Source organism: Phaeobacter italicus (assembly GCF_001258055.1).
Taxonomy (GTDB): domain Bacteria; phylum Pseudomonadota; class Alphaproteobacteria; order Rhodobacterales; family Rhodobacteraceae; genus Phaeobacter; species Phaeobacter italicus.
In genome coordinates, this window is record NZ_CVRM01000001.1 from 111,619 (window position 1) to 130,733 (window position 19,115).

General features: G+C 60.4%; 21 protein-coding genes. 19 read left to right on the top strand and 2 right to left on the bottom strand.

The features are described from left to right. Positions 1–9: 9 nt before the first annotated feature. Together NIT7645_RS00550 and NIT7645_RS00555 are read right to left on the bottom strand one after the other, a co-directional pair. Positions 10–876 (bottom strand): amidohydrolase family protein, encoded by an 867-nt coding sequence (locus NIT7645_RS00550; RefSeq protein ID WP_008562544.1) that lies wholly within the window; start codon positions 874–876, stop codon positions 10–12. Next, positions 873–1,874 carry a nuclear transport factor 2 family protein gene (locus NIT7645_RS00555; protein ID WP_008562551.1) on the bottom strand — a complete coding sequence of 334 codons (1,002 nt, stop codon included), beginning with the start codon at positions 1,872–1,874 and terminating at the stop codon, positions 873–875. Before NIT7645_RS00555 ends, NIT7645_RS00550 begins: the two co-directional genes overlap by 4 nt. A 136-nt stretch (positions 1,875–2,010) precedes the next feature. On the opposite strand from NIT7645_RS00555, the gene NIT7645_RS00560 reads away from it, so the two are divergent. The 19 genes from NIT7645_RS00560 (at position 2,011) to NIT7645_RS00645 (ending at position 19,077) form a co-directional block, all read left to right on the top strand. After that, complete coding sequence (locus NIT7645_RS00560) at positions 2,011–3,063, top strand: ABC transporter ATP-binding protein (RefSeq protein WP_008558805.1); 1,053 nt, start codon at positions 2,011–2,013, stop codon at positions 3,061–3,063. A 77-nt stretch (positions 3,064–3,140) separates the two neighbouring features. Further along, positions 3,141–4,376 carry an ABC transporter substrate-binding protein gene (locus tag NIT7645_RS00565; protein WP_008562460.1) on the top strand — a complete coding sequence of 412 codons (1,236 nt, stop codon included), beginning with the start codon at positions 3,141–3,143 and terminating at the stop codon, positions 4,374–4,376. Between the two features lie 73 nt (positions 4,377–4,449). After that, on the top strand, positions 4,450–5,478 hold the full coding sequence (locus NIT7645_RS00570) for a carbohydrate ABC transporter permease (RefSeq protein ID WP_008563292.1): 1,029 nt from the start codon (positions 4,450–4,452) through the stop codon (positions 5,476–5,478). Next, a complete protein-coding gene (locus NIT7645_RS00575) occupies positions 5,478–6,359 on the top strand; it encodes a carbohydrate ABC transporter permease (RefSeq protein ID WP_008560481.1) in 882 nt (293 codons plus the stop codon). The genes NIT7645_RS00570 and NIT7645_RS00575 overlap by 1 nt, the downstream gene beginning before the upstream one ends. 130 nt (positions 6,360–6,489) lie before the next feature. Then, entirely contained in the window at positions 6,490–7,026 is a 537-nt protein-coding gene (locus tag NIT7645_RS00580) for an ester cyclase (protein WP_008560645.1), read from the top strand. A 5-nt stretch (positions 7,027–7,031) separates the two neighbouring features. Further along, complete coding sequence (gene hisD, locus NIT7645_RS00585) at positions 7,032–8,363, top strand: histidinol dehydrogenase (protein ID WP_008562064.1); 1,332 nt, start codon at positions 7,032–7,034, stop codon at positions 8,361–8,363. A gap of 98 nt (positions 8,364–8,461) precedes the next feature. Then, positions 8,462–9,523: an ester cyclase gene (locus NIT7645_RS00590; protein ID WP_008559497.1), complete on the top strand. Its 1,062-nt coding sequence runs from the start codon at positions 8,462–8,464 to the stop codon at positions 9,521–9,523. After that, a complete protein-coding gene (locus NIT7645_RS00595) occupies positions 9,520–10,296 on the top strand; it encodes an SDR family NAD(P)-dependent oxidoreductase (RefSeq protein ID WP_008560266.1) in 777 nt (258 codons plus the stop codon). Before NIT7645_RS00590 ends, NIT7645_RS00595 begins: the two co-directional genes overlap by 4 nt. Next, positions 10,293–11,324, top strand: coding sequence for a LacI family DNA-binding transcriptional regulator (locus NIT7645_RS00600; protein WP_008560491.1), 1,032 nt, complete (start codon positions 10,293–10,295; stop codon positions 11,322–11,324). The genes NIT7645_RS00595 and NIT7645_RS00600 overlap by 4 nt, the downstream gene beginning before the upstream one ends. After that, entirely contained in the window at positions 11,311–12,300 is a 990-nt protein-coding gene (locus NIT7645_RS00605) for a nuclear transport factor 2 family protein (protein WP_008560537.1), read from the top strand. The genes NIT7645_RS00600 and NIT7645_RS00605 overlap by 14 nt, the downstream gene beginning before the upstream one ends. A 159-nt stretch (positions 12,301–12,459) precedes the next feature. After that, entirely contained in the window at positions 12,460–13,422 is a 963-nt protein-coding gene (locus NIT7645_RS00610; protein WP_008560840.1) for a cupin domain-containing protein, read from the top strand. A gap of 113 nt (positions 13,423–13,535) precedes the next feature. After that, positions 13,536–14,663 carry a cobalamin-independent methionine synthase II family protein gene (locus NIT7645_RS00615; RefSeq protein WP_008560858.1) on the top strand — a complete coding sequence of 376 codons (1,128 nt, stop codon included), beginning with the start codon at positions 13,536–13,538 and terminating at the stop codon, positions 14,661–14,663. After that, on the top strand, positions 14,660–15,355 hold the full coding sequence (locus NIT7645_RS00620; RefSeq protein ID WP_008561353.1) for an alpha/beta fold hydrolase: 696 nt from the start codon (positions 14,660–14,662) through the stop codon (positions 15,353–15,355). Before NIT7645_RS00615 ends, NIT7645_RS00620 begins: the two co-directional genes overlap by 4 nt. Then, complete coding sequence (locus tag NIT7645_RS00625) at positions 15,352–16,047, top strand: RraA family protein (protein WP_008562047.1); 696 nt, start codon at positions 15,352–15,354, stop codon at positions 16,045–16,047. The genes NIT7645_RS00620 and NIT7645_RS00625 overlap by 4 nt, the downstream gene beginning before the upstream one ends. A 140-nt stretch (positions 16,048–16,187) precedes the next feature. Next, positions 16,188–16,856 (top strand): cupin domain-containing protein, encoded by a 669-nt coding sequence (locus NIT7645_RS00630; RefSeq protein WP_008561534.1) that lies wholly within the window; start codon positions 16,188–16,190, stop codon positions 16,854–16,856. Between the two features lie 99 nt (positions 16,857–16,955). Next, the gene (locus NIT7645_RS19800; RefSeq protein ID WP_306316139.1) at positions 16,956–17,102 is read left to right on the top strand and encodes an FAD-dependent monooxygenase; all 147 of its coding nucleotides are present in this window, start codon (positions 16,956–16,958) and stop codon (positions 17,100–17,102) included. Beyond that, positions 17,068–18,012 (top strand): flavin monoamine oxidase family protein, encoded by a 945-nt coding sequence (locus NIT7645_RS00635; protein ID WP_306316140.1) that lies wholly within the window; start codon positions 17,068–17,070, stop codon positions 18,010–18,012. The genes NIT7645_RS19800 and NIT7645_RS00635 overlap by 35 nt, the downstream gene beginning before the upstream one ends. After that, on the top strand, positions 18,012–18,578 hold the full coding sequence (locus NIT7645_RS00640; RefSeq protein WP_037302537.1) for a TetR/AcrR family transcriptional regulator: 567 nt from the start codon (positions 18,012–18,014) through the stop codon (positions 18,576–18,578). Before NIT7645_RS00635 ends, NIT7645_RS00640 begins: the two co-directional genes overlap by 1 nt. Before the next feature lie 280 nt (positions 18,579–18,858). Then, positions 18,859–19,077, top strand: coding sequence for an Arm DNA-binding domain-containing protein (locus NIT7645_RS00645; protein ID WP_050685769.1), 219 nt, complete (start codon positions 18,859–18,861; stop codon positions 19,075–19,077). Positions 19,078–19,115 lie beyond the last annotated feature (38 nt).

Genomic DNA, 19,115 nt, shown 5'->3' on the forward strand with positions numbered 1-19,115 from the left:
GGCACGCGCCTACAGCTGATAGAACCGTTGGGCGGTGGCGCCAAACACGTCACCCCTGTCCGGCTCTGGCACCAGATTGCGGTGCGCCGCAAAAAGGGTTGAGTAATCGGAGTAGAGACTGTCGACCGGGAAATTTGACCCGAACATGCAGCGGCTTGCACCGAACTGATCAAGACAGGTCTCTATGATGGGACGAAAATCTGCCTCGCGCCAGTTGTGCAGAAACATGCCCAGGCCGGAGAGCTTGCAGACCACCTGGGGCAGGTCCGCCAGGGCGTGCAGTTGCCCCGACCAAGAGCGCAGCCCATCGGGGCTGCGGTCATGTGGGCTGCCTGCATGACAGAGCGCGACGGGCGTTTCCTCAGCTTTGGCCAAGACCTGCGCTGTTTTCTCCATCAGCTCAGGGATCAACTGCAGATCAAAGGACAGGCCCCGCGCACCAACTTCGCGCAACCCCGCAAGAAAGGCCGGATCATCCAAGAGGGCATTGGTCCCGGTCCGGGCATCTTCACCCGGCGCGCGCCCCACGATCTGGCGCACCCCCCGCACCGTTGACAGCGCTTGGAGCTGATCCAACTGGCGAGCGAGATCTGGCGCCGTGAGGTCACAGAACACCACCTGTGCCATCGGCCAGTCAGCTGCGGCGTCTGATACACCCTGAACCCATATGGCCTCGGCCAGCGCGTCCTGCGCGCCGACCTGAATATGAACCGACCCCGAAATTCCATGGGGCGCCGCATCTTTGCGGAACTCGGACAGAAGATAGTTGCGCTGGATTGGCGTGGGATCGCCAAAGAACCGGGTGGCGCCCTTGGCCGCAAGCCAGGGGTAATGCACCGCGGACAGATCCCACAGGTGGTGATGGGCGTCGATCATGGCGTCTCTATTCCTGTGGTGCGCGCCAGAATGTCGACCCCCTGCTGCTTCCAGAAATGCAGAAGGTCGATGAAAATCCAGTTCTCGGCCAGCTTGTCACCCTCGCGGCGGTAGATGTCGATGACGCGGAATTCGCCGGGTTGACCGGTCGCCGGCATCCCCATGAAACCACCGACCGGGCGCGCCGTGAAATTGGGCCAGCCAAAGAACCCCCCATAGTGCCCTTCGGCCAGGCGACAGATATGGCCGGTCTTGCTGCGATCGGCAAAGCCTGCACGGAACGGACCGGAATGTTGCGCCGCATAGCGTGGGATGGTGTAGGTCGCGCCGATCCCCTCTGGCCCCCACCAGATCATGTCTTCGTGCCAGGTGCGGCGCAGCTCATCTTCGAGGCTGAGACCACTGTCCCACTGCCCCAGATCAGAGATCATCGCGTTGATGGTGGCCAGCGTCTTGTCGCCTTCCTCGCCAGGCTGGGGGTCAAACAGCAGCCCATTGTGCGGCTGACCGCCGGGTTGCACCAGATGGGCACCGGTCTGGGGGGGAAACGGATTTTGACCTGCCTGAACCATCAGATGAGGGATGTCGAAATACATCGCCGTTTCAGTGATCTGCCCATCCACCACCTTGTTGAACTCGCAATAGCGTAGAAAAGCCATCTTGCCGGTGGGGCGGATTCCCAGCCACGGCAGATCGAACAGGCCCATCAGATGCCCCATTGAAACCACCCAGACCGCGCGCTCTGCATCGAGGGAGTTTTCAGCGGCAAAGAACACGTCCTGACGGCGCTGCAGTGAAGTGAGGCTCTGGCGCAGCGGTACCCAGAACCGTGCCGCAACCTCGGACGCAGAGGTGATTTCCCCAAACGGGTGAAACCCCCGCCAGAGGTAATTCGGGTCTGTGTGCTGCTCCAGAACAGCGGAGAGATTCGCGTCACCGGCGTCCAGCTTGGCGTAAAAATCACGCACGGCGGATTTTGCTGCCTGAATTTTGTCCATGGTTTTTCCCTATTTGGACGGCTTCGTCCGCCCGCTTGCATACGATTGCAAAAATAGCTTGCCAAATAAAGGTAGCAATGACTAACCTTTTTGCAATCGTATGCAAAAATAGTTTTTCGCTGGGAGGCGGACCCGCATGGCACAGATTGAGCTGCGAAATGTCAGCAAGCGTTGGGGCAGCTTTGTCGGGGTTGATGATTTCAACCTGACGATTGCCGACAAGGAGTTCCTTGTCCTTCTGGGCCCTTCTGGCTGTGGCAAGACAACGACGATGCGGATGATCGCGGGCCTTGAGGATGTGACCGACGGAGACATCCTGGTGGATGGCAAACGGGTCAATGATCTGGAGCCAAAGGATCGCGATGTCTCGATGGTGTTCCAGAGCTACGCGCTCTACCCAAATATGAACGTCTACGAGAACATCCGCTTCCCGCTGAAGGTGCGCGGGATCGACCCCAAAACCCATGACGAAAAGGTACGTCGGGCCAGCCGCATGGTGGAGTTGGATGACTTCCTTCACCGCAAACCGGCAGAGCTCTCTGGCGGGCAACGTCAACGGGTGGCCCTGGCCCGCGCCATCGTGCGCGAACCAAACGTGTTCCTGATGGACGAGCCGCTGTCAAACCTTGACGCCAAGCTGCGGGTCTCCACCCGCGCGCAGATCAAGAACCTCAGTCATGAGCTGGCCGTTACGACGATTTATGTGACCCATGACCAGATCGAGGCGATGACCCTTGCCGATCGGGTGGTCGTGATGAAAGGCGGTGTTGTCCAGCAGGTCGGCAGCCCCACAGAAATCTATGATCGCCCTGCCAATGCCTTTGTTGCGAGCTTCATTGGCTCTCCGGCCATGAACCTGATGGAGGGGCAGGTCAGCGGAGGTGTCTTCAGCGCGGCACATGTTGAAATCCGCGGACTGAATGCCCCTGATGGCCCTCTCACCCTGGGCTTTCGGGCAGAGGATGCAGCCCTCGCCCCGCAGGGCAGTGGCCAGATCACCGCTCCGATATACACTCTGGAACTGCTTGGCGACGCGACGATGATCTCTGTGCGCGTTGGCGATGCCCTCGTTTCCGTAAAAGCCGACAAGAGCTACCGCGCGGAAATCGGGGACATGGTGTCCTTCAGCATTCCCAATGAAATCTGCCACCTTTTCAACGCAAAAGATGGCGCGCGCCTGGGGGACTAACCCAGCCAATTGCCCCGTCCGCAGCGGGGCCAACCGGGTCATGTGCAGCATCAGCGACCCAAAACAGGGAGACAAAAATGTCTATCACGAAACTGTCCATGATCAGCGCGACCGCTGTCTTCATGGGAACAACTGCTTATGCCGGTTGCGGCATCTCCAGCGGGAACGTCAGCATTCTGGGCAACGAGTTTGCCGCCATTCAGGCCGTTGCCGAGGGCGCCAAGCAATGCGCAGGCGATGGTGTGACCGTTGAAAGCAACCTGAACAAGGACTACCGCGAATTGCAGGTTGCCGCCCTGACGGCGAACCCCGCCCAATACACCGCAGTCACCACCACCAACGCCGCGATCGTGCCGCTGCTGGGTGATGACCTGATCCGCCCGTTGGACGATCTGATCGCAAAGCACGGCCAGAACCTCAGCAAGAACCAGATGATCACCGTTGACGGCAAGGTGATGGCGGTTGCCTTCATGGCCAATGCCCAGCACCTGTTTGTCCGCAAGGACGTTCTGGAAGCCGCAGGCGTGGACGTGCCAACAACCTACGAAGAGGTGATCGCAGCCGGCAAAGCGATCAAGGACGCTGGCCTGATGGAGCACCCCTTTGCCACCACCAGCAAGACCGGTTGGAACCTGGGCGAAGAGTTCGTGAACATGTATCTGGGCTTTGGCGGGGAGTTCTTCAAACCCGGCACAGCTGAACCCAACATCAACAACGAAGCCGGTATTGCAGCGCTCAATACGCTGAAATCGCTGACGGAACTGTCCAATCCCGACTATCTGACCTTTGATTCCAATGCGGTTCAGGCCTCTTGGGAGGCAGGCGAAATCGCCATGGCGCATCTGTGGGGGTCTCGCGGGACCGGCCTTTTGGACAATGAAGGCTCCACCGAAGAGATCGTCAGCAACACGCTCCTCGTGTCCTCGCCCACTGTCGGCGGCGGTGACATTCCGGCATCGACCCTGTGGTGGGACGGCTTTGCCATTGCCAGCAACATCAGCGACGAAGACGCCGAGGCCAGCTTTCTTGCGATGCTGAACGGCATCAGCCCCGCGGTTGTGAAGGCCAATAATGACGCGGCTGTCTGGCTGGTGGAAGGCTATGAACCCTCCCCTGCATCTGCTGGCGTGTTCGCAACGGCAGCGGGCAAGACCAAGCCCTATCCGATGATCCCGTTCATGGGCCTGATGCACACCGCACTGGGCGCAGAGCTGACCGAGTTCCTGCAAGGCTCCGAGAGCGCAGAGCAGGCGCTGGCAGACACCGAAGCGGCCTATATCTCAGCAGCCAAGGAAAAAGGCTTCCTGAACTAAGCGAAGCCCCAGTCTGGGCAGGGCCGGTTCCGGCTGGCTCTGCCCCTCATGAAAGCGAACGGGACGATCCGAGATGCGCCATAAAACGTTCTTTTGGTTTATTCTGCCCAGCCTGGCAGCGATGATCCTTTTCATTGCACTGCCGCTTGTGTCGGTTGTTGTCCAATCTCTCCATATCGAACACGAGCAGGTGATCGTGACGACAGAAAACTGTGGTCCGTTTGGCTGCACAGAGGAAAGTTCCGTCGATACAGAAGCCACCGCCCAATTGCGGGCGGAGCAGCCGCTGGGGCGCTTTGCAGGTCTCAGCACCTATTTCGACCGTGGCCATCTGGCGACAGCAGAGGTCGCCGAAGCCTGGCGCACCCAGGACAGTTTCGGCGGTTTCCTGTCCGAACTTTACAACCTGCCATTTTACAAGGCGCTTGCCTTTACGCTGACCTATACGTTCCTCGTCACCCCATTGGTCATTGTCCTGGGGCTGTTGATCGCACTTGGCGTGAACCGGCTCAAACCGGTGTTGAAGGGGCCGACAATCTTTGTCTCGCTGCTGCCAATGATCATCACACCGCTGATCGGTTCCTTGATCCTGTTCTGGATGATCGACGCCCAGGGTGTGATCGGCAAGACCCTGCAATGGCTGTTTGACGACCCAGAGCTATCGCTCAAGGCCTCTCCCACGCTGACCTGGATCACGTTGATGATCTATGGCGTCTGGAGCTCTGCGCCCTTTGCCTTTGTGGTGTTTTACGCCGGGCTTCAGACCGTGAACACCGACTCTCTTGAGGCGGCGATGATTGACGGGGCAACCCGCTGGCAACAGATCCGCTATGTGGTGATCCCACATCTGATGCCGCTGGTGGTGTTCATTTCCCTGATCCAGCTGATGGACAATTTTCGGGTCTTTGAACCAATCGTCGGCTTCTCGGCACAGGCCAATGCCACCTCGCTCTCCTACATCATCTTTGCTGACATGCGCAGCGATATCACCCGCTTCAATTCTGCTGCCGCGACCTCGGTACTGACGGTCATCGGCGTTGCAATCCTTCTTGCACCGGTGCTGCTGCGCACCTGGCGCGACTTCAAAGGAAAGGCTGCCTGATGTCTTCTCCCGCCAACCGCTCGTCCCGCTCGGTCGTTCTGATCTCCTCCGCCTTTGTGCTGGTTTGGGTTGTGATCGCTTCCTTCCCCTTCATCTGGACGCTTTGGGGCTCGTTCAAGGTTCAGGCCGATTTCTTTTCCAAAGCAGATTGGCGATATGCCCTGTGGGGCACCCGCACGCTGATCGAAACCGGCGGCACCTTTACCGGGGCAGGTTACGAAGGCGCCTGGATCCAGGAAGAGTTCTGGAGGGCCGCAATCAACACGATGATCGTGGTCTTCTTTACTGTCGTGATCTCCCTCACACTTGGCACGTTGGGCGGCTATGCGCTGGCGCGCTCGGGGCACAAATACGCCTTCTGGCTGCTGATGATTGCCCTGATCTTTCGCGCGATGCCGCATATCACGCTGGTGTCGGGTTACCTGCTGCCGTTCTTTGAATGGAACCTGTGGGGCCATCTTCCGACCTCGATCATCGTATTGGTCGCGATCAACCAGCCCTTCACGCTTTGGATGCTGCACTCATTCTTCCTGAACATCCCCAAGGATCTTGACGAAAGCGCCAAGGTGGATGGCTGCACCCAGTTCCAGGCATTTCGACACGTGATCATTCCGGTGATGTGGCCGGGCGTCATCACCACAGGGCTGTTCTCCTTCCTGCTGGCCTACAACGATTTTGCCGTGACCTCGATGCTGCTGAGTGAAGAGAACCGTACGATGGTGCCAGCCATTGCAGGCTTTCTCGGCTCTACCCTGGAAGAGGGCAATGTGATGTTTGCCGTCGCCGCTGTTGTCTCTGCGACTGCGCCACTGTTCGTGCTGGTGATGTTTTTCCAGCGTCAGATTGTAAGCGGCCTGACCGCAGGCGCGGTAAAGGGATGAGCGCGAATTTCAGATCCGGCGCCATGTCCCGACATCCGGCGCTCAACAGAATGCCACGGGACTATCTGCTGCACGGGGCGTCCTCTCCCCTTCGCAGATAGACCCTTGGCAAACTGAAAGGACCAGACACATGAAAGGTTCCCGCCCCGAACAGGCCGTTCTCAGCCGAGACACGGACATGAGCAAAACCGAAGAGACCCGTGCCGTCATCGAAGGCATGGTGGACGGTTTGAACGACCACCGCATCAACGACATCGGCGAGTTTTTCGCCGAGGGGTTTCGTTGGAAGGGCAACCAGGGTTGCGGCACCAAGACCGGGTTGAAGGAATTCCAGGACAACTGGCAACGCCCATTTCAGGCCGCGTTTTCCGACAAGGTCTGCATCGACGAGGCCCGGCTTTACATGGGTGAATGGGCCGCCGCCTTTGGCCGCCAGGAAGCAACCCATAGCGGCACGTTCCTTGGTATCGCGCCCACCGGCAAGCGGGTCGAGATCCGCTACATGGACTTCTGGAAGGTCGTCGATGGCAAAATCGTGGACAACTGGGTGAATGTCGATTTCGCCCATGTGGCCGCCCAGCTCGGCGTTGACCTGTTCAACGGCGAAGGCTGGGAAGCATTTGATCGTGGCGACAAAGAACCGCCGCGACCCGACAACAAAGGATAAAGACTATGGCGATTGCTTATCTCAAACGCGGCAAGCCCGAAGCAGATCGGGCCGAAGATGACGCCAAAACCGCAGCTGTCGTCGCGACAACGCTGAAAGATATCGAGTCCCGCGGTGACGCTGCCGTGCGGGAACTGGCGTGCAAATTCGACAACTATGACCGCGACAGCTACCGGCTGAGTGATGCGGAGATCGAAGCCATTATTGCCAAGGTTTCCCCGCGCGAGATGGCGGATATCAAATTCGCCCAGGAGCAGGTCACCAAATTTGCGCAGGCCCAGCGAGATTCGATGCTGGATATCGAGGTCGAAACCATGCCGGGGGTTATCCTGGGGCACAAGAACATCCCCGTTCAGTCGGTTGGGTGCTATGTGCCAGGGGGCAAATTCCCGATGGTGGCCTCTGCGCATATGTCCGTCGCAACGGCCAAGGTTGCTGGTGTTCCGCGTATTGTGGCCTGCACCCCGCCCTTCAACGGAGAGCCGAACCCGGCCGTGATCGCGGCAATGCACCTGGGTGGCGCAGATGAGATTTACGTTCTGGGTGGTATTCAGGCAGTCGGCGCAATGGCCATCGGCACCGAGAGCATCGCGCCTGTGCATCTGCTGGTTGGCCCCGGCAACGCCTTTGTCGCAGAAGCCAAACGCCAGCTGTTCGGCCGCGTCGGGATCGACCTGTTTGCAGGCCCCACCGAAACCATGGTGATCGCAGATGAAACTGCGGCGGACGCCGAACTCTGCGCGACTGATCTTCTTGGGCAGGCCGAACATGGCTACAACAGCCCCTGCGTGCTGCTGACCAACTCGCGCAAACTGGCCGAAGACACGCTGACGGAAATCGACCGCATTCTCGATATCCTGCCCACCGCCGACACCGCGCGGGTCAGCTGGCAGGACTATGGTGAAGTCATCGTCTGCGACACCTACGAGGAAATGCTGCAGGTGGCGGATGATATCGCCTCTGAACATGTGCAGGTCATGACCGATCGCGATGACTGGTTCCTTGACAACATGACCTGCTATGGCGCGCTGTTCCTCGGACCGCGTACCAATGTGGCAAATGGCGACAAGGTCATCGGCACCAACCACACGCTGCCCACCAAAAAGGCGGGGCGCTACACCGGTGGTCTCTGGGTTGGCAAGTTCCTCAAGACCCATTCCTATCAAAAGGTCACAACCGACGAAGCGGCAACGCTGATTGGTGAGTACGGTTCGCGTCTGTGCATGCTCGAAGGGTTCGTTGGCCACGCCGAGCAATGCAACATTCGCGTGCGTCGCTATGGCGGCATCAATGTCCCCTATGGCGAGGGTGCAGCCTACCGCGACGCGGCAGAGTAAGCCGCAATGAACGACCGGCCCAGGCGTCAAATCTCCCCTGATGCCAGGGCCCCTGCCCTCGCCTATCTGGCGGGGGCACCAGAACAAGAAAAGACGACATGACACAGCACCCGGATCTGCCCTCGGCCCACAAGGCCCGTCTCGCGCCCCTGTTCAGCGCGATGCGCGATTTCGCCGAGGCGCCGGTTCGCGCAGCCCTGGCAGAAAGTTTCGCGCCGGATGCCGCCATTCACCTGTGCCACCCCCTTGGGGATTTGACCGGGCCAGAGGCTCTGTTTCAAGTCGCCTATGCGCCATTGCTTGCAGCCTTTCCTGATCTGGAGCGCCGCGACTGGATCGTGATGGCGGGCGAAACCGAGGCGGGGCATCAATGGCTGGGAACTGGTGGGCATTATGTCGGCAGTTTTGCTGCGCCTTGGCTCGACATTCCTGCGACGGGTCATCTGGCGCATATGCGATATCACGAATTCTACCGGCTGGTAGACGGTCTGATCGTCGAGATGCAGGCGATCTGGGACATTCCCGAGCTGATGATGCAGGCAGGTGCCTGGCCGCTCGCCCCGTCGCTGGGACGAGAGATGTTCGTGCCCGGCCCCGCCACGCAAGACGGGTTCGTGCCGGGGCCATGGGACCGGGAGCAGGCACAGGCCGCCTGTGCGCATGTTGTCGATATGCTTGCCCATCTCACCCGCCACCCGGCGCAGGGCGGGCCGGAAGTGATGGAACTGGAACGGTTTTGGCATCCCCGTTTCAACTGGTACGGACCCGCAGGCATCGGCTCCGCCCGCGGCGTCTTTGGCTTTCGCAACTGGCACCAGATCCCGTTCCTCAGCGCCATGCCGGACCGGGGCGCCAAGGACGAGGCGCTGGATTTCCACTTCTTCGGAGATGGGCCCTATGCTGCTGTCACCGGCTGGCCCAACATGCGCCAGAGCATCACCGCAGGCGGCTGGCTTGGGATCGCACCGAGCGGAACGCAAATCGATCTGCGCAGCCTTGATTTCTGGCGCATGGAAAATGGTCTCATCCGCGAGAACTGGGTGCTGGTTGACCTTCTGGATGTCTACGCGCAGCTTGGCGTTGACGTGTTTGCGCGGCTGCGTGAATTCAACAAAGCCCGACACCTTGGCCCCATTTCACTGACCGGAGACCCCTCGTGACATTACCCCGCACCCCTTCCTTTCGTCTTGATGGCAAACGCGCGCTGGTCACGGGGGCCAGCTCTGGCATCGGGCGCGCCTGCGCCGTCGCACTGGCCGAAGCCGGAGCGCAAGTTACTTTGGCTGCCCGGCGACCAGAGCCGCTGCAGCAGTTGATGGACGAAATGCAGGCAGCCGGATTGGCGGCAGATACGATGGTTCTGGATGTCGCCGACACCGAAGCCATGCAGGCGTCCATCGCCGCCAGGACGGCCAGCGACGGCCCGTTTGATGTCCTGGTGAACTCAGCCGGGCTTGCCCGTCATAGCGCTGCGATTGAAACAACAGCTGCGGATTTCGATGCGGTCGTATCGCTGAACCTCAAGGGGGCCTATTTCCTGACACAGGCCGTAGCCAAGGCGCTTATGGATGCGGGCAAACCCGGCTCATTGATCAATATCAGCAGCCAGATGGCCAAGGTCGGCGGCATTGATCGCGCCGTCTACTCTGCAACCAAACACGCGGTAGAAGGCTTTACCAAGTCGATGGCCATTGAATGGGGCAAAGCCGGCATCCGCATAAACACGATCTGTCCGACCTTCATTCTGACACCGCTGACCCAATCCACATTCGACAACCCCGACCGCCGCGCCTGGATCGAAGACAAGATCAAACTGGGCCGTGTAGGCGAAGTCGAGGACATGATGGGCGGTGTTGTGTTTCTGGCCTCGGATGCCTCCGCGCTCGTCACCGGGTCGGCCTTGATGATTGACGGAGGGTGGACCGCAGAATGACCGCAGCCAAGGTAACATCTGCCGACGTCGCCCGCCTTGCCGGTGTTTCGCAATCCGCCGTCAGCCGGGTGTTCACCCCCGGTGCATCCGCGTCCAAGAAAACCGTCGAGAAGGTGCGCGCAGCGGCCGACCAGCTGGGCTACCGGCCGAATTCTCTGGCGCGCGCAATGGTGTCCGGACGCTCACGTATCATCGGGCTGGTCGTTGCCTATCTTGAAAACCACTTCTACCCCGAGGCCCTGGAAAAGCTGTCCAATGCGTTGCAGGCACGCGGCTATCACGTCCTGATGTTCATGGCGCCCAACACCACCGACAGCATTGATGAGGTCATCGAAGAAATCCTTGATTATCAGGTGGATGGCATCATCGCGGCATCGGTTGCCATGTCTTCGGAACTGTCGGCGCGCTGCCGTGCAGCCGGTGTGCCCATGGTCCTGTTCAACCGTTCGCAAGATGACCCGGACATGTCTGCCGTGACCTCTGACAATCACTCTGGCGGGCGCAAGGTGGCCGACTTTCTGTTGGCCGGAGGGCATCGCAAGATCGGCTATATTGCAGGTTGGGAAGGGGCATCGACCCAGCGCGACCGCGAAACGGGCTTCTGCGAGCGTCTGGCCGAGGACGGCCTGAGCCTCCATGCCCGCGGTGTTGGCAATTTTCAGATGGACACAGCCGCCGCCGCCGCCCGTGCCATGTTTGCAAACGACCCGCCTGACGCGGTGTTCGTGGCCAACGACCACATGGCCTTTGCCGTGATGGACGTTCTGCGTTCGGAACTGGGGCTGTCCGTACCGGGTGATGTATCAGTTGTCGGCTATGACGACGTGCCAACCGCCGCATGGCCCGCTTATTCCCTCACCACCGTCCGTCAGCCCGCCAACCGCATGGTGGCCTCGACCGTTGATATTCTGCTCGAAGAAATCGAAGGCGGCCCACAAGGCGCGCGCAGAGTGGAGATTGACGGACCTCTCATTACTCGCGGCTCGGCCCGCGTTCCTGAAGGATGGACCAAAAATGAAGGGCTTTGACCCAAAATTCCGCGACTTTCCTGACTATATCGTCGGTATTACCAAGGAGATCTGGGAAGACCGCGGCATCGCAACGCTGCATGACTATTATTCGCCCGACATTGTGGTGCGGATGCCCGGTTCCGTGTCGACCGGCAACCAGGGCGTTATCGGCGCGACCATGGCAACCCTTGCCGAATTTCCCGACCGAACCCTTCTGGGCGAGGATGTGATCTGGTCAGGAACACCCGAGGACGGCATGCTGTCGAGCCACCGAATCCTGTCGACCGCGACCCATCTGGGCGACGGCCTGTTCGGCAAGGCAACCGGGGCAAAGCTGACCTACAGGATCCTTGCGGACTGCCACGCCAGAAACAATGCCATCGACGATGAATGGCTGATCCGGGATAACGGCGCCGTTGTGCGCCAGATAGGCTGGGAGCCCGAAGCCTTTGCCCGCGACCTGATTGCGCGCGAAGGGGGGCCGGATGCTTGCGTGAAACCGCTGACACCGGCCAATGATCTGGCCGGACCCTACAAGGGATCGGGCAATGACAATCCTTGGGGGCAACGCCATGCGGACCTTCTGACCCGCATGATGGGCGCCGATATGGCCGCGATCGAGGCCGAGTATGACCGTGCCGTTCAGACGGAATACCCGGGCGGGCGCACCGGCCACAGCTTTGATCCGGTTGATCGGTTCTGGATGTCGCTGCGCGCGTCCCTGCCCTCTGCCACATTCACCATTCATCACCAGATCGGCCGGGACGATCCCAACATGCCACCGCGTTCTGCCATCCGCTGGAGCCTGCAGGGCAAACACGACGGCTGGGGGGCACTTGGTGCGCCAAGTGGTGCGGATCTCTACGTACTGGGGATCAGCCACGCTGAATGGGGCGAACTGATCGGCGGCGACATCAAGTTGCGCCGCGAATGGACGCTGTTTGATGAAACCGCCGTCTGGAAGCAGATCCTGCTACATACCGGCGATCTCTGACATGGCGCCGGTCGCATCATATCTGGACGCATCAGAGCGCACCCGGCGGTTTCACTGCCACCGCGCCTCGTTGCGGGCGAAACGACTGAACAACCGCCCCCCGGCGGCTTGGGCTAGTCCGTTTCCACCCTCACAGCATTCAGATTTGAAAGAAAAACCATGAGCACCATCCAATCCCGCATCGTCCGTTACGGTGAGCTGCGCCCCTGCAAGACCGCCTTTATTGATGCCCACACCCCCGGCTCTGACCAGAAAGAAAACTTTACCATCATCGGTGGCGGCGTCAGCGAAAGCCCGGACCAGCATGTCCATATCACCGACAAAATCGGGTTTAACATTGGCGCAGCTGGCCAGCCTCCGAAGTGCCGCAACAGCCTGCATTCGCACACCACGGCCGAAGTGTTCTTTGTTGCCAAGGGACGCTGGCGGTTCTTTTGGGGCCGCTATGGCACCGCGGGCGAATTCATTGCCGAGGAAGGCGATATCTTCAACATTCCGACGGGCATCTTCCGTGGGTTCGAAAACGTCGGCCAGGATTACGGGATGATCATGTCGATCCTGGGCGGTGACGATGCGGGCGGCGGTGTCACCTGGGCCCCGCAGGTGATCGAGGACGCACAGGCCCACGGGCTGATGTTGGGCGACAACGGCGTTCTGTATGACAGCAAAAAGGGCGAAGAGCTGCCCCATAACGTGCGCCCCATGCCCGTGCTGAACGAGGACGAGCTGAAGGCCTATCCCGAAGTACCGGTCGAGGATGTGGTCGGCAAATACGTCGCCCGCTACTGGGATCTGATGGCCCTGTCCGCCAAGAAACCTGCCAGGGTGATCGGCGAAGATGCCATCATCAAGGACAAGCCCGGTTTTGATGTCGACTTCCTTGGTCGTGGCTCTGCCATCACGGACAAGATCACTGCGGAAAAACCCGTCGTCCTCATGCCCGCAAGCGGCCATTGGGCGATCTCGATCAATGACGTCGATGTGACACTGTCTGCAGGGGACACCGCCCTTGTCCTGCCGGGCGAAAGCTACAGCGTTCAACCCTCCATGACGGGTCAGGCCGGGCTTTACCGCATCACAGCAACCGACGATCCCGCCGGCGCCACCTGGACCGGCGCATAAACCCGCCGTTGTCCCTGCCCCGCCCAATGCGGGGCGGGGCCACACAACGCCCCATGCGCCCGCGTGTCAGCGGGCGCCAACATCGACGCCATGCCAAGCAAGGAGATGCCCAAATGGTCAAGACAACCCATGTAGGCTCGCTGCCGCGCACGCAGGACGTGGTGGATTTCATCTTTGCCCGCGAACAGGAAAAGCCCTTTGATCAAGGCGCTTTTGACAGCTGCATGACCCAAGCCGTCAGCGCGACCGTCAAGAAACAGCTGGAGGCCGGCATCGATATTGTGAGCGACGGTGAAACCTCCAAGATCTCATACGCGACCTACGTCAAGGACCGCTACACGGGGTTTTCCGGCGACAGCCCCCGCAACGCGCCTGCTGATCTGAAGATGTTTCCGGGGTTTCTGGAACGTCTCGCCAATGATGGCGGCACGCCGCAATATGCCCGTCCCATGTGCACCGGAGAGGTGCGTTCCAAAGGCCAGGGCGAACTGCAAAAAGACATCGTGAACCTCAAGACCGCAATGGCAGAGCATGGTGCAGAGCGCGGTTTCATGAATGCAGCCTCCCCCGGTGTGATCTCATTGTTTTTGCAAAATGATTTCTACCCAACCCGAGAGGGCTATCTCGCAGCACTCGCTGATGCGATGAAGGAGGAATATGAAACGATCGTGGGCTCCGGTCTCGACCTGCAGCTGGATTGCCCCGATCTCGCGCTGTCCCGCCACATGCTGTTCAACGACCTGAGCGACGCGGAGTTCATCAAGATCGCCCAGATGCATGTCGAGGCGCTCAACCGCGCGCTGTCGGATGTCCCAGCCGAAAAGGTTCGGATCCACATTTGCTGGGGCAACTACGAGGGTCCGCATTGCTGTGATATCGCGATGGATACGGTGTTTGCGCCGCTGATGGCGGCCAAGGCGCGCTATGTGCTTTTTGAAACGTCCAACCCCCGCCATGCCCATGAATGGACGGTCTTCCGGGACCGGAAGGCGGAAATCCCCGATGACAAGGTTCTGGTGCCGGGCGTGATTGACAGCACAACGAACTTTGTCGAACACCCCGAAGTCGTCGCCCAGCGCATCGAGCGTTTCACCGGCATCGTCGGTGCTGACCGCGTTATCGCAGGGTCTGATTGCGGCTTTGGCACCTTTGCAGGATTTGGCGCTGTTGATCCCGATATCGCCTACGCCAAGCTGCGATCGCTGGCTGACGGTGCTGCGTTGGCAAAAGGGCGCGCATGACACCGCTGCTGCTGCTGCCGGGCATGATGTGCGATGCCCGCCTGTTCCAACCTCAGATCGCGGCGCTATCGGGTCGCCACATATTGATCACCGCCCCAATTGGCGGCGCCGATACGATGACCGCCCTGGCCCGGACGGTGCTGAATGCAGCGCCACCCCGCTTTGCGGTGGCTGGCCTTTCGATGGGCGGGATCCTGGCGATGGAGATCATCCGTCAGGCCCCTGACCGGGTGGCGGCTGTGGCCCTGATGGACACCAATCCGCTCGCGGAGAAACCGGACATACAGGCGCGACGGGGGCCTCAGATCGAGGCGGTTCAATCCGGCCACTTGGCAGAAGTGATGCGGGATGAGATGAAACCCAATTATCTCACCGAAGGGCCAGACAGGGCTGCCATTCTTGACCTGTGCATGGCGATGGCGCTGGATCTTGGCCCCGAGGTGTTCGTCAACCAGTCTCGCGCCCTGCGTGATCGACCGGACCAGTGTGAAACGTTGCGCAGCTTCGATGGCCCCGCTCTCGTCCTTTGCGGGCGTGATGATGCCCTGTGCCCCGTGTCACGCCACGAATTGATGCATGATCTGCTGCCCAACAGCACACTGAAGATCATCGATGGTGCCGGTCATCTGCCGACACTGGAACAACCCACCAAGACCACAGCGGCACTGGCCCGCTGGCTGGAGGCCATATGACCCCTTCCCTTCTTGATCTGCTGCGCCGGGTCGACACGCCAACAGTCTGCAACGCGATCGAAGTCGCCCAAGGCAAGCGTGGCTTCAACGCCTTCACCCGCGGCACCATGCTCTGTTCAGCGCCAGAGGCAGGCGCGATGGTCGGCTATGCCCGGACGGCCAAGATTTCAGCACTCGCCCCACCAACTGAAGCGCCAGAGATCATCAAGGCGCGACGGATGGAGTACTATCGCCACATGGCAGAAGGCCCCAGGCCCGCCGTGACGGTTGTTGAAGATGTTGATTACCCAAATTGCATCGGGGCCTATTGGGGCGAGATCAACACGACGGTGCACAAGGGATTTGGCATCAGCGGGGCGCTTACCAATGGGGTGATGCGGGACCTCGGCGACCTGCCGGACGGATTTCCTGTTGTCGCAGGCTCGGTCGGGCCATCGCATGGGTTTGTGCACGTCAAGGAGATTGGCACAGCTGTGAGCATCTTTGGCCTTCAGGTCCGCGACGGTGATCTGGTCCACGCGGACCGTCACGGGGCGCTGGTGATCCCCTACGAGGTCGTTGACCAGCTGGAGGCTGCGATCCACAAGCTTCTTGATACCGAGAAACTGATCCTCGGCCCGGCTCGGGCAGAGGGGTTCGACTTTGACGCTTTTGAAGCGGCCTGGGCCTCCTTCGAGGCTGCACGCACCTGATCTATCCCGCCCCCTTGCGCCAGCCGACCTGCAAGGGGGTTGGCTCACGTCCGCGTGAGCGCTCTCTCCTGCCCTTGTTCGGGTTGTCATGATTGCCTACCTACTGGTAGGTAGATAATGCGCACCGAAAGGAACAGGCGATGGAACTGAATACCGACTTCACCAGCCGGGTTGTGGTCCATGCAGATCAACTGGATTGGCAGGCCTCCCCGATGAAGGGCGTCGACAGGCGGATGTTGGATCGTATCGGTGGCGAAGTCGCCCGCGCCACCACGATCGTCCGCTACGCCCCCGGCAGCCACTTCTCGGCACACACCCACACTGGTGGCGAAGAGTTCATCGTCCTGGACGGTGTATTTCAGGACGAACACGGCGATTTCCCCGCAGGCACTTATGTTCGCAATCCTCCAACCAGCCAGCACACCCCCGGTTCGGCGGAGGGCTGCACCATCTTTGTCAAACTCTGGCAGTTCGACCTCGATGACCGGACCCAGTTTCGCAAGGACATGTCGGCAGAGCTGCCCCCGGCCAGCGATGGCGTTGCAACCGCGACCCTGCATTCAGACCAGCGCGAAGTTGTGACCTACAGCGATATTGAACCCGGAGCGGCGTTTACCTCAGACGCGCCCGGCGGGCATGAACTGCTGATCATTGGCGGAAGCCTCACGGAAGGTGGCGATACCCTGACCCGCAACAGCTGGTTGCGCCTGCCCGAAGGTGCACCCCTTTCTGCGGTTGCCGGAGCGGACGGAGCAAAGGTCTGGATGAAAACCGGCCACCTTCCCCACGCAAAAGCGCCGTCAGTCTGACCCGGCCTGTTCTGGCGCGCATCACCCGCGCGCCACAGAGCAGCACATGAGCCTGGGCAAAGGGATGTGACCTGCGACCAGCCACAGAAGGAGTGTGACATGGACACTGAAACCCTGATCATCGGCGGCGGGCTTTCGGGCCTGTCGCTTGCGCGCCACCTTTCAGCCCGCGGCGATCGTTTTTTGCTGGTGGAGCCGCTGGGGTGGCCGCATATTCAGCGAAACCCACGCAGGCGGCGCCTTTGATCTTGGCCCGTCGTGGTTCTGGCCAGGCCAGCCCCGCATTGCGGCCCTTGTCGATGCGCTGGGTCTGACGCGGTTCGATCAATACGCCGACGGCGCGCTGAGCTATGAGGAGGTTGATGGCTCGGTCCAGCGGGGACGCGGATTTGCCTCTATGGAGGGCTCCTGGCGGATCGATGGCGGCTTCGGCGCCATGACCTCCGCGATGGCGGCTGCGCTGCCTCAAGACAACATCTGTTTGTCCACCAAGATCACGGCACTGGAAAAGACCGAAAGCGGGATCACCGCGCGTTCGGAAACAGGAGACGACATTCACGCCCGCCGTGTTGTTCTTGCCCTGCCGCCAAGGCTGGCCGCTCAATTCGCCTTTACCCCTGCCCTGCCCTCCGACACCATGACGGAAATGGCGCAAGTTGCGACATGGATGGCCGGTCATGCCAAGGCCTTTGCCATCTACGACCGTCCGTTCTGGCGCGACGCTGGGCTCTCGGGTGACGCCATGAGCCGTAAGGGACCATTGGCGGAAATTCACGATGCCTCCGCCGCGGATGGCCCATATGCCCTGTTCGGCTTTGTTGGGCTTCCTCCCGCTGCACGGCTGGATCAGGCCGCTCTGAAACAGGCCATTCTCGACCAGCTGGTGCGGATTTTCGGCCCCGAGGCTGCCGCCCCCCAAACCCTGTCCATCAAGGACTGGACGCGCGACCCGCTGACGGCTACGTCCCGTGACCACCAACCCCTGTCCTATCACCCCCATTACGGGATGCCGCGGGCTCTGCTAGGGTTGTGGGACGGTCGTCTGGTGTTTGCAGGCACAGAAGTTGCCAATGAATTCGGCGGCTACCTCGAAGGGGCTCTTGTTGCGGCAGAGGCGGCACTGACCCAGATCCCTGCCACCGAAGGGGCTGAATGATGGAACAGAACACACGGACCACGCTGCTGGACAGCGCCGAGCGTGCCGTGCGCGCCCGTGGGTATGATGGGTTCAGCTATGCCGACCTCGCCGAGGATGTAGGCATTCGAAAGGCCTCCATCCACTATCACTTTCCAACAAAATCCGCCCTGTCCTCGGCGCTGATCGACCGCTACCACAGCCGCTTTGACGCGGCCTGCTCGACGATCCGCGCAACCCATGCAACCGCCGCCAAACAGCTGTCTGCCATGATTGACCTCTACCGCGACGCTCTTGCCGGTGGCCGCCAGCTGTGCTTGTGCATCGCCTTCACCATCAGCAAGGAAAGCCTGCCCGCAGATGTAATGGACAAGGTCGGCCAATTCCGCGCCATGGTCCTGGGCCATCTCACTGCGATCTTTGCGCAGTCCCAAGACGACGGCACAATCCGCGCGGCCGACGCCCCCAAGGAAGAGGCCCGCGCCACCCTCGCATTGTTGGAAGGCGCCCATCTCGCCGCCCGCGCCGGCGAGGACATCGCTATCTTCGACGGATCCCTGTCACTGCTGCGCAAACGGCTCAGCTGAAACGCAAAAGACCTCTGAGGTAGCCACCTCAGGGTCGAATGGCCCGCTTGGGCTGAACATCATCTCAGGAAAAAGAGAAAATGGTGCGGTCGAGAGGAACCATGCACCCGTTGCAGGCTGTTGCCATTGATCTCCTTTCGGGCAATGGTGCCAGACACTTAACGGGATATCTGTTGCAGGCTGTCGCACGCGAAAGCCTGAAATCGCGTCTCAATTGTGGGGCTAATTGTGGGGCTGAGAGGGGGCCGGAATGTCTAGGGCGAGAAACAAGCTGACAGCTATGCAGATCAAGAAGGCCGGTCCTGGCACCTATCAGGACGGCGGCGGGCTGTCCTTGAAGAAGACGGAAACGGCAGGAAAGTGGATCTATCGCTATTCGATTTCCGGGCGCCGCCGCGACATGGGCCTTGGAACGCTCGCCGACGTTTCGCTTTCAGAGGCCCGTCAGCAGCGGGACAAATGGCAGGCAGTGTTAGGCAGCGGTGTTGATTGTCACTGAGAACTGACCCGGTAGCCCTATAAATTGTCACTGAGAAT